This is a genomic window from Nonomuraea sp. NPDC001684 (assembly GCF_053596515.1).
Genome location: NZ_JBSFGJ010000353.1, coordinates 1 through 9,849, shown reverse-complemented (window position 1 = coordinate 9,849; position 9,849 = coordinate 1). Strand labels below are relative to the sequence as shown.

The following is a 9,849-nucleotide window of genomic DNA, read 5'->3' as shown; positions in this document are numbered from 1 at the left end:
GGGCGCGCCGGCTACTACGACGGCATCGGCGCGGCCCGCGACGTGATCCAGAACCACCTGCTCCAGCTGCTCGCGCTGGTCGCCATGGAGGACCCGACCTCCTTCGACGCCTCGGCGCTGCGCCGGGAGAAGGAGAAGGTGCTCAAGGCGGTGCGGCTGCCGTCCAACCTGGGGCTCAACACCGCGCGCGGCCAGTACGCGGCCGGGTGGCAGGGCGGCGAGAAGGTCGTCGGCTACCTCCAGGAGGAGGGCATCTCCGCCGAGTCGACCACCGAGACGTACGCGGCCATCAAGCTGGAGATCGCCAACCGGCGGTGGGCCGGGGTGCCGTTCTACCTGCGTACCGGCAAGCGGCTGGGCCGCCGCGTCACCGAGGTGGCCGTGGTGTTCCAGCGGGCGCCGCACCTGCCCTTCAGCAAGACCGACACCGAGATCCTGGGCCAGAACGCCCTGGTCATCCGCGTCCAGCCGGACGAGGGCATCACCGTGCGGTTCGGGTCGAAGGTCCCGGGCACCGCCATGGAGGTGCGCGACGTGTCCATGGACTTCGCCTACGGCGAGTCGTTCCTGGAGTCCTCGCCCGAGGCGTACGAGCGGCTGCTGCTCGACGTCATGATCGGCGACCCGCCGCTCTTCCCGCACCAGCGCGAGGTCGAGCTGTCCTGGACGATCCTCGACCCGATCGAGGACTTCTGGGCCACGCAGGGACAGCCCGAGGGGTACGAGTCGGGCTCGTGGGGCCCGGAGTCGGCCGACGCGATGATGGCGCGCGACGGCCGCGTGTGGAGGAGACTCTAGTGACGACGTTCATGCTGTCGGACACGACGGCCGGCAAGATCTCGGCGCAGCTCATGCTGCTGCGCCACCAGATGGGCGCGCCCGCCATCGGCATGGTGCTGACCCTCGTGGTGGTCTCCGAGGAGCGCCACCAGTACGACGCGCTGCGCGCCGCCACCGAGGCGGCCCGCGAGCACCCCTCGCGCATCATCGTGGTGATCAAGCGGGAGGAGGCCGAGCCCAACCGGCTCGACGCCGAGCTGCGCATCGGCGAGAACACGCCGGGCGAGGTCGTGGTGCTGCGCCTGTACGGCGAGCTGACCCAGCACGCCGACTCCGTCGTCAGCCCCCTGCTGCTGCCCGACACCCCCGTGGTGGCCTGGTGGCCGGGCGCGGCCCCCGACGTGCCGTCCAAGGACGCGATCGGCGCCCTGGCCCAGCGGCGCATCACCGACGCCAAGGGCTTCGAGAACGGCGGCGCCGCGTCGCTGGTCACCCGCGCCAAGGGGTACGCCCCCGGCGACACCGACCTGGCCTGGGCCCGGCTGACGCCGTGGCGCAGCCTGCTGGCCGCCGCGTTCGACCAGCCGGTGGGCAAGGTGCGCAAGGGCGTGGTGGAGGCCAGCGCCGGGCACCCGAGCGCGCCGCTACTGGCGGCCTGGCTGTCGGAGCGGCTGGGGGCGCCGGTCAAGGTGGGCGAGTCGGCCGGTCCGGGCCTGACCGCCGTACGGCTGCAGACCGGCGACGGCGAGCTGTCGGTCATGCGTTCCGACGCGCGGCTGGCCACGCTGTCGCGGCCCGGCCAGCCCGACCGGAACGTGGCCCTGGCCCGGCGGCACACCTCCGAGCTGATGGCCGAGGAGCTGCGCCGGCTGGACAGCGACGAGGTCTACGAGGCCGCCGTCAAGCGCTTCGCCCGTACGTACAAGGGCTGACCCCCCTCCACTTGAGAAAGAAGTGTCGTGAGCGTTCCCAACGTTGTCGTGCACCGCGACGCCGACGTCCTGGCCAAGGCCGTGGCGGCGCGCATCATCACGCGCCTGGTCGACGTGCAGTCGGCCAAGGGGTCGGCCTCGATCGTGCTGACCGGCGGCACGGTCGGCATCGCCACGCTGGCCGCCATCGCCGCCACGCCCGCCCGTGACGCCGTCGACTGGCGGCGCCTGGACGTCTGGTGGGGCGACGAACGTTTCGTGCCCACCGGCGACAAGGAACGCAACGAGACCGGCGCCCGCCAGGCGCTGCTCGACCACGTGGACCTGGACCCCGGCCGGATCCACGTCATGCGCGGCCCCGACTCCGGCATGACGGCCGAGGAGTCGGCCGAGGCGTACGCCGCCGAGCTGCGCGCTGCGGCCCGCCCCGAGGACCACGGCCCGGTGCCGGCCTTCGACGTCATGCTGCTCGGCATGGGCCCCGACGCGCACGTGGCCTCGCTGTTCCCCGGCATGCCCGCCCTGTACGACACGCGCCCGGTCGTCTCCGTGCACGGCTCCCCCAAGCCGCCCCCCACCCGCATCTCCCTGACGCTGCCCGCCATCCAGGCGGCGCGCGAGGTGTGGGTGGTGGCGGCCGGCGAGGAGAAGTCGGGCGCGGTACGCCTGGCCCTGTCGGACTCGGGGCACGTCCAGGTGCCGGCGGCCGGCGCCCGCGGCCGGGCCGGCACCCTGTTCCTGCTCGACCGCGCCGCCGCCGCCAAGATCCCCCCAGAACTGGGCCGCCTGGCCTCCCCCTGAAGCTCAACGCGGGTCGGCGGCGGGCGTACAGGCGAACATCTCGCCGTACCGGCGCTGCGCGATCCGCACGAGCTGAACGAGATCGTCGTCCTGGTCCCGTGCGGGGTTCCTCATGATCGTGATACCGATGAACGGGCTCGCGTCCCCGCACCGGAACCAGACGCCCGCACTGCGGAACGGGTACAGCCGGGCCTCGAAGTCCTGTATCTGCCCCTTGCCCAGCTCGGGCGGCAGCTTCACGGGAGAGCCGTCCTTCCCGTGGGCGGCGAAGGTCTCGAAGGTCTCCGGGCGAGCCGACACGTCGTAGCTCGTGATGACGAGGCTGCGCTCGTCGTTGGACACCACACACGTGTTCCCCACCGGGTGCCTGCTGTTGGGACCTGCCTTGTACGAGCCGGTGTAACCGGTCAGCTCGGCGAGCGCGGCACGCGGGACGAAGTTGCACAGGTAGGGCGGCGCGTCGGTGACGGGCCGCCGCACCGGTGAAGGCGTCTGCGTCGGGGGGGTCGTCCGGCCCGGCGTGCAGGCGGCGGCCGAGACGGCGATGAGCAGGCAGAGCAGCGCGGGCAGCGGCCTAGCCATGGTGTTCCCCGGTCATGTCGGGCTTCCTCATGTGGCTGGTGAACTCGCCGGTGCCGGTCCTCGTCATCCCTTGCGCGTCGCCGAAGTCGCTGGGGATGGTGGTGTGCCGTTCCATCCACTGCAGGAACGCATCGTATTGGTCGTGGTTCATCGAGGCCGGCGGCTTGACGCGCGGCGGGTCACCGACCACGAAGGGCTGTCCTTCCAACTGCTTGTGGTCGTAGTGCTCGTGCGTGATCGCGGAGGATTCGAGCATCTGTCTCACCAGCTGGTCGACGACCTCCTCGTTCTCGGCCCCTTCCGCGACCTTCTTGACCGTGTGCTCGCCGCCGTGCCCGGCCTGGTCGAGCATCCACTTCCCCGCGCTGGTGTAGCCGTCCTTCACGAAGTTCTCGTACGCAGCCTTGGCCGCCTCGATGCCCGCCTTCCCCACGAGCCCGGCGCCGGGTACGGGGATCTCGCCGATCCCCATCTCGACCAGCTTCATGAGCTCGGCGTCCGCCGCGTCCGCCTCCTGCCCTCGGGCGATCAAGGCCTGCCCGCGCGCCTCCATGAGGTGCCCGAGGCTGCGGGCGTCGTTGGTCACAACGTTCTTCAGCATCGTCTCGTTGCCGGTCATGATCGCTTCGTCGACATCGCGCCGCATGTGGCCGATCTCCCCCATGAGCAGGTTGTCGTAGGCCTTGTCGTCAGCGGCCAGGTCGAGCGTGACCAGGTCGAGGTCCGCGGCACCGAACCGGCCGATGGAGTGCCCCGCGTTGTCGCTGGTGAGCTCGCCGTCCGCGGCCCGGGGGGCGTTCTTGTAGAAGGCCGCGGACAGGTCGTCGGCGTGGTCGCCCAGGATGCGGCCCATGTTGTCGCGGATTCCCGACAGGTCGTCGAGCTCGGACGGGTCCGCGAAGACAACCTTGCCCGCCTCGTCGAGCGTCACATGGGGCCTTACGTCGTCGGCGTAGATCTGGGTGGCCAGGACGGCCAGGGACTTGGACAGGTCGTCCTGGCCTTTCATCGCGGCCTCCATGGCGCGGCCCAGCGACTCGCCGTGATCGCCCATGGCCCACTGCGGGCGGCGGTCGTGCATCAGGTACGTCAGCAGCTCACGGTCGGCGAGCAACGCCTGGGCAGGCTCCCTGCCGCGGGCAGCGACGGCCAGCAGCGCGCCGATCGGGTCGGCCGCCCCGATCTCGTCGGTGTCCTGGAACGGCTGGGAGGCGGCGGGGGCGGGCAAGTTGTAAACGTCGGTATCACGGGGCAGGAAGCGCACCCCGTGCGCCTTGAGGTGATCGCGGTCCCAGCGGATCATGTCGCGGCCGATCGTACGCATGAACCACGAGCTGTACGGCTCCTGCTCTCCCGCCGCCAGGATCTGGCCGAGCGCCCAGTAGCCGGGGGCGGTGAGTCCTCCCATGCCGGGCGCCTGTGTCTCCACGCGGCCGCGTCTGCGTAGTTCGTTCAGGAAGCGGGTGCCGAGGCGTGGAGTGCCTTCCTTGGCGACGGTGGCGTGGGCGAGGGCTGTCGCCAGCACGGACAGCAGCTCCTGGTGGTGCGCACGCAGCTCGCGCGCCTGCTCTGGACCCTGGTCGAGTGCCCTTCGCACGCGGGCCGACAACTGCACCGGCAGGGTGGTGAGCACCTGCGGGCCGAGCTTGTCCAGCAGGGCCGTGGCGAAGCGGGGGTCGCTCATCCGGCTCTTGAAGGCCGCGAGCTTCGTGAGCGCGTCCTGGTCGCCGCGTCCGGCCGCCGCGACCAGTCCGGCGGCCTGTTCTGCCTCGGCCCGCACTTGGGACGGGATCAGCCGTCCTTCATCGACCCGCACCGCGCCGGGCGGCACCACGGAGCCGGGGATGGGGTGGCCGAAGACGTCGGTGTCGACCTTCTCGCTCTCGTAGGCCAGGTCGCGCCGCCGATACAGGTCGGGCGCCTGCTCGGTCAGCCAGCGGGCCGCCCGGTCGATGGCGGCGACCCCTGGGTGGCTCATCGTGATCCCCGCAAGGATCGCGCGCAGCTCGCCCACGCAGCCGGCCAGGGCCTGACCCGCCTCCTGCACGCCCTGTCCGAGCCGGTGCATCTCGCGCGGGTCGAGGGAAGAGAAGGTCACAGGTTCCTCCGCTCGTCGAGGGAGTAGCGGGCGGCTTCCACGCGGAGCTCCTCGACGATCTCCCGCAGGCCGCGCCACACCTCCAGCCTGCGGCGCGCGAGCTCCTGGGCGAAGGCGTCGGCGGCCGGGCCCGTCCAGGTGCGTCCGTCCGCCATCTGGCGCACGACCTCGTCGAGGCAGTGCCAGTGCCGGTCGGACAGCGCCTGCACGCGGCGCTGAGCCTCCAGCAGGTCCGCCGGAGTAGTCATGAGAACCTCCCACCGACCGTGGTACGCACGCCGCGCCCCCTCAGGCTCAATCCGTGCTCCACGATGCCAGGAGAGTCCGGTCGCGTCACGCCGTTCGGTGAGGACGGCATGACGCGACGTGCCTATCCGTCAGAGGTCGGCGGTCAGGGTGTCGATCTCCTTGAGGAGGGTCTGCTTGCGGTCGGCGGCCAGGTAGGAGGCGTTGACGGCGTTGCGGGCCAGTTGGGCCAGCTCGGTGGCGCCCAGGCCGAGCACGTGCGCGGCGGCGCGGTACTCCCCCGCCAGCGTGGTGGCGAACATGGGCGGGTCGTCGCTGTTGAGCGTGACGTACAGGCCCTCCTCCAGCATCCGGGGCAGCGGGTGGGCGGCGAGCTCGGGCACCTGACCGGTGCAGACGTTGGAGGTGGGGCAGACGTCCAGGGGGAGCTGGGTCTCGCGCAGGTGGGCGACCAGGCGGGGGTCGAACAGGCAGTTGATGCCGTGGCCGATGCGCTCGGCGCCGTAGCCCTCGATGACCTCCCACATCGTCTCGGGGCCGCTCATCTCGCCGCCGTGCGGGACGCTGTGCAGGCCGGCGGCGCGTGCGGCGGTGAAGGCGTCGCGGTAGGCGTCGCGGTATTTGGGACGGTCCTGTTCGATGCCTCCGATGCCGAAACCTACCAATGCGGCGGGAGGTTCGCGCAGAGCGTGGTCGACGGTGATCCGGGCGGCCTCCTCGCCGTACTCGCCGGGGATGTCGAAGATGTAGGCCATCTCCACGCCGTGGTCGGTCAGGGCGCGGCGGGCGGCCAGGTCGAGGGCCTCGGTCACCTCGCGCATGGGCATGCCGACCACGTGATGGGCGTACGGGGTGACCTGCAGCTCGGCGTACCGGCCGCCCTGTCCGGCGAGGTCCCTGGCCAGGCCGAGGACGAGGGTGGCGACGTCCTCGGGCTCGCGGACCAGGCTGTTGACGGCCTGGTACACGCGGGCGAAGTGGGGGAAGTCGAGGAAGGTGTAGAAGCGGCGCAGTTCCTCCTCGGAGGTCGGGACCTCACTGCCGGGATGCCGCCGGGACAGCTCCAGCACGGTGTCGACCGAGGCCGATCCGACCAGATGTACGTGCAGCTCCACCTTGGGCAGCGCGTCGATGAAGGCGTCGATGGTCATGGCGAAGACCATAAGCCTGAGATTTCCTTCTAAAACAGGGAATCGGGCGAAATTTCACCTTAAGATGTCAGGATTCGGGCTGCGGGGGAGGCTTCGGGGTTGTGAGGGATCCTGAGGCCTATGACCGCGGCTTCGCGCGGCTCAGCTCGCACACCGTCCAACCCCTGCTCGCCGCCGTGACCCGAGTCGACACCCCGACCCCAGGCGACACCCCGACCCCAGGCGACACCCCGACCCCAGGCGACACCCCGACCCCAGGCGACACCCCGACCCCAGGCGACACCCCGACCCCAAGCGACACCGCGACCCCAGGCGACACCGCGACCCGAGGTGCCGCCGCGACCTCAGGCGCCGACGTGACCCCATACTCGGAAGGCCGGGTGGAGCGGCGTCCTGAGGTCGGTGTTCCAGAGGGGCGTCGGGAGCGGATTCTTGACGTCGGATGTGGCACCGGCGTGGTCACGGCGGCCGCGCTCGCGACCGGCGCCGAGGTCACCGCCGTGGACGCCGACCCCGCCATGCTGGAGCTGGTCGCCCGCCGCCACCCCGCCGCCACCGTCCGCCGGGCCACCCTGCCCGTCCTGCCGTTCGAGGACGCCTCCTTCGACGCCGTGGCGGGCAACTTCGTCGTCAACCACGTCGCCGACGTCCCGGCGACGCTCGCGGAGCTGCGCCGGGTGCTGCGTCCCGGCGGCGCCGTCGCGCTGACCTGGTGGAAGTCCGACGAGATGACGGCCACGAACGTCTTCGCCGAGGCCCTGGCGGCGGCGGGGGTGCCGTACGAACCCCCGGTCCGCCCCTTCGCCGCCGTGGAACGGCCGGAACGCTTCGCCGGGCTGCTGGAGGAGGCGGGCTTCACGGCCGTGGACGTGCGGACGCTGCGCTGGCGGCACCGGGTGGACGTCGCCGCCTGGTGGAGCGGCGTGGTCGAGGCGGGCGGCCCGCGTTTCGAGACGATCGCCCGGCAGCCGCCGGAGACCTACGCCCGCGTCCGGGCCTGCTACGACCGCCTGGCCGCCCCGTACTCCGGCACGGGCTTCCCCGTCTGCGCCCACCTGGCCCGCGGCCTGCGCTGACCGGGCCCAGGACCGGCGGCAGCCGCACGCCGCCGACCGACTCCTCGCCGAAGGGCGGCCCAGTGAAGATCGTGGTTACCACATCAGACTCGGGAGCGACGTCCGCGTCGAGCTCGCCGCGCCCTCCGGCCCGCTCGACCAGGGCACGCACGCCGACCGCCGTGTGGAAGCGTCGAGGACAGCCCCATGAGCGGCGAGTGCTTGCGCTCCCGGCGGCACGCCCTTCAGCGGTGGGCGATCTCCTCGAACCGTACGCCAGTGAGCTGCGCGGACACCTCCCACAGCCGCCGCGCGACCTCCTCGGACCTGGCCGTCTCCGAGGGCGTGAGCAGCTTCAGCCGGGGGCCGACGAACTCGCCGCCGGTGATGTCCGGCGAGGTGGCGGCGTACAGCGAGGGGGCGGCACCGGCGTCGGCCGACTGGAGGAACAAGTGCAGGAGGGGCTGCAGGGGCCCCAGCTTGACGAAGCGGGTCGCGGTGGCACCTGGGTGGGTGGCCACGCTGATCAGGCCCGCACCGGCGCTGCTGGCCCGCCGCTGGAGCTCCAGGGTGAAGAGCAGGTTGGCGAGCTTGGACCGTCCGTACGCGCTCATCCGGCCGTAGCCGCGTTCCAGGGCGAGGTCGTCGAAGTCGAGCCTGCCCATGGAGTGCGCGTCGCTGGAGACGGTGACCACGCGGGCGTGCGGAGCGGCCAGGAGCCGTGGCAGGAGCAGCCCGGTGAGCGCGAAGTGGCCGAGGTGGTTGGTGCCGAACTGCAGCTCCCAGCCTTCCTTGGTCAGCTGACGGGGGATCAGGCCGATCCCGGCGTTGTTGATCAGCAGGTCCACCTTGTCCACCGTGTCGGCGAAGCGCCGGATCGAGGACTGGTCGGCCAGGTCGAGGGCGCCGTACGCGACGTCGGCCCCCGGCACGGCCCGCCGGATCTCCGCCACGGCGGCCTCGCCCTTGTCCGCCGAGCGGGCGGCCACGACGACGCGGGCTCCGTGCCGGGCCAGCTCGCGGGCGGTGGGCAGGCCGATGCCGCTGTTGGCGCCGGTCACGATGGCCGTTGTGCCGGTTAGGTCCGGGATGTCGGCGGGCGTCCAGGGGGCCATCGCCCCTCCTTGCAGGTGTACGAACGCGTTTCGTGCACCTTAGTCCAGTCGGCGGCGGGCTTGGCGCTCCTCGCGGCGCGTGACCTCCAGACGTTGCCGGACCTCCTCCAGCCGCTTGCGGGCCTTGGCGAGCTTGCGTTCCAGCCGGGCGACCTTCTCGGCGCGCTCGTCGTAGTCGCGGGTGACCGACTCCAGCGCCTCGGCCCACTCCCGGTGGGCCGCCTCGGCCTCCGCCCGCTCCTTCGCCTTCCTGGCCTCCTTCGCCTCCTTGGCCTCTCGGGCCTGCCTCGCCTCGACCTCCGCCCGCGCCTCGGCCGCCGCGTCCTTCCCGGCCCGCCCCCGCCCACGCGCCCCGGGCCGGGGCTCGCTGGAGGCGGCGGTGGCGGGCTCGGTGGAAGCGGCGGGCGCGGGCGCGGGGGCGAAGCCGCTGTAGCTGAGCGGTTTGGCCAGGCGGCCGGCCCGCACCTGCTCGGCGGCGCCGGCGTCCACGACGGCCGCGTCCAGCGTCTGGTCCACCTCCGAGGCGGCCGCCGCCGACAGGCCGCCGGCCTGCCTGGCCAGCCTCGCCACCTTGGCGGTCGCCTCGCCACGCGACCGGGTCAGCTCGGCCAGCGCCCCGGCGTCCTGCGCCTGCCAGGCCGCGCGCAGCCGCTCCCCCACGCCGAGCAGTTCGGCCAGCTCGGCGGGGTGCTGCCGGGCCAGCCGGTTGACCGCCCAGGCCGAGACGGTGGGCTTGCGCAGCTTCGCGATGTCCCGCGAGAGCCGTACGTCGCCCGCCTCCTTGGCCGCGCGGACCTCGGCCGCGCGGACGGCGGTGAACTCCGCCGGCGGGACTGCGTAGAGGCGGCCGGCCACCTCGTCAAGATCCACACAGGACAAATACCCCACACGGCGGGGTTTGTAGCGCATAGTGGAGGCAGCCCCAGTCGAACGGAGGCCCCGGTGTTCGAACGCTTCACCGACCGTGCGCGCAGGGTCGTCGTGCTCGCCCAGGAGGAGGCGCGGCAGCTGAGCCATGACTACATCGGCACGGAACACATCCTGCTGGGCCTCATCCGCGAGGGCGAGGGGCTGGCCGCGCTGGTGCTC

At 72.2% G+C, this 9,849-nt stretch carries 12 protein-coding genes; 5 read left to right on the top strand and 7 right to left on the bottom strand.

All coding sequences use genetic code 11. The annotated features are described in order from the left end of the window. The 3 genes from ACWCSD_RS39280 to pgl all read left to right on the top strand — a co-directional run. Positions 1 to 798 (top strand): glucose-6-phosphate dehydrogenase (locus tag ACWCSD_RS39280; RefSeq protein WP_449922512.1); only part of this gene is annotated, 798 nt, incomplete at its 5' end. After that, the gene (gene opcA / locus ACWCSD_RS39275) at positions 798 to 1,712 is read left to right on the top strand and encodes a glucose-6-phosphate dehydrogenase assembly protein OpcA (protein ID WP_352323011.1); all 915 of its coding nucleotides are present in this window, start codon (positions 798 to 800) and stop codon (positions 1,710 to 1,712) included. The genes ACWCSD_RS39280 and opcA, both read left to right, overlap by 1 nt. A 27-nt stretch (positions 1,713 to 1,739) precedes the next feature. Next, positions 1,740 to 2,513, top strand: coding sequence for a 6-phosphogluconolactonase (pgl, locus tag ACWCSD_RS39270; RefSeq protein WP_357983369.1), 774 nt, complete (start codon positions 1,740 to 1,742; stop codon positions 2,511 to 2,513). Positions 2,514 to 2,516: 3 nt separating this feature from the next. Here the strand turns inward: pgl and ACWCSD_RS39265 are convergent, their stop codons facing one another. The 5 genes from ACWCSD_RS39265 to ACWCSD_RS39245 all read right to left on the bottom strand — a co-directional run bounded on the left by ACWCSD_RS39265 (position 2,517) and on the right by ACWCSD_RS39245 (position 6,956). Beyond that, the gene (locus ACWCSD_RS39265) at positions 2,517 to 3,095 is read right to left on the bottom strand and encodes a hypothetical protein (protein WP_449922510.1); all 579 of its coding nucleotides are present in this window, start codon (positions 3,093 to 3,095) and stop codon (positions 2,517 to 2,519) included. Continuing rightward, positions 3,088 to 5,193, bottom strand: a complete 2,106-nt coding sequence (locus ACWCSD_RS39260) for a hypothetical protein (RefSeq protein ID WP_449922508.1) — start codon at positions 5,191 to 5,193, stop codon at positions 3,088 to 3,090. Before ACWCSD_RS39260 ends, ACWCSD_RS39265 begins: the two co-directional genes overlap by 8 nt. Beyond that, complete coding sequence (locus ACWCSD_RS39255; protein ID WP_397218181.1) at positions 5,190 to 5,441, bottom strand: hypothetical protein; 252 nt, start codon at positions 5,439 to 5,441, stop codon at positions 5,190 to 5,192. Before ACWCSD_RS39255 ends, ACWCSD_RS39260 begins: the two co-directional genes overlap by 4 nt. Positions 5,442 to 5,570: 129 nt before the next feature. Continuing rightward, on the bottom strand, positions 5,571 to 6,590 hold the full coding sequence (add, locus tag ACWCSD_RS39250; protein ID WP_449922506.1) for an adenosine deaminase: 1,020 nt from the start codon (positions 6,588 to 6,590) through the stop codon (positions 5,571 to 5,573). 141 nt (positions 6,591 to 6,731) lie between these two features. Continuing rightward, positions 6,732 to 6,956, bottom strand: coding sequence for a hypothetical protein (locus ACWCSD_RS39245; protein ID WP_449922504.1), 225 nt, complete (start codon positions 6,954 to 6,956; stop codon positions 6,732 to 6,734). Between ACWCSD_RS39245 and ACWCSD_RS39240 the strand changes: the two genes are divergently transcribed. Beyond that, a complete protein-coding gene (locus ACWCSD_RS39240; protein ID WP_449922502.1) occupies positions 6,947 to 7,666 on the top strand; it encodes a class I SAM-dependent methyltransferase in 720 nt (239 codons plus the stop codon). The two genes, ACWCSD_RS39245 and ACWCSD_RS39240, sit on opposite strands and share 10 nt — an antisense overlap. Before the next feature lie 224 nt (positions 7,667 to 7,890). Here ACWCSD_RS39240 and ACWCSD_RS39235 read toward each other — a convergent pair whose 3' ends face one another. Next, a complete protein-coding gene (locus ACWCSD_RS39235; RefSeq protein WP_449922500.1) occupies positions 7,891 to 8,760 on the bottom strand; it encodes an oxidoreductase in 870 nt (289 codons plus the stop codon). Between the two features lie 39 nt (positions 8,761 to 8,799). Continuing rightward, positions 8,800 to 9,630, bottom strand: a complete 831-nt coding sequence (locus ACWCSD_RS39230; RefSeq protein ID WP_397158926.1) for a hypothetical protein — start codon at positions 9,628 to 9,630, stop codon at positions 8,800 to 8,802. A gap of 72 nt (positions 9,631 to 9,702) precedes the next feature. Here ACWCSD_RS39230 and ACWCSD_RS39225 point away from each other — a divergent pair. Then, positions 9,703 to 9,849, top strand: a 147-nt coding sequence (locus ACWCSD_RS39225) for a Clp protease N-terminal domain-containing protein (RefSeq protein ID WP_449922514.1), incomplete at its 3' end; no start/stop codon positions are given.

Excerpts from the sequence above, each read along its gene's own strand:
- ACWCSD_RS39265 (WP_449922510.1), bottom strand. The coding sequence starts at position 3,095 with ATGGCTAGGCCGCTGCCCGCGCTGCTCTGCCTGCTCATCGCCGTCTCG.
- ACWCSD_RS39235 (WP_449922500.1), bottom strand. The coding sequence starts at position 8,760 with ATGGCCCCCTGGACGCCCGCCGACATCCCGGACCTAACCGGCACAACG.
- ACWCSD_RS39255 (WP_397218181.1), bottom strand. The coding sequence starts at position 5,441 with ATGACTACTCCGGCGGACCTGCTGGAGGCTCAGCGCCGCGTGCAGGCG.
- add (WP_449922506.1), bottom strand. The coding sequence starts at position 6,590 with ATGACCATCGACGCCTTCATCGACGCGCTGCCCAAGGTGGAGCTGCAC.
- ACWCSD_RS39245 (WP_449922504.1), bottom strand. The coding sequence starts at position 6,956 with ATGGGGTCACGTCGGCGCCTGAGGTCGCGGCGGCACCTCGGGTCGCGG.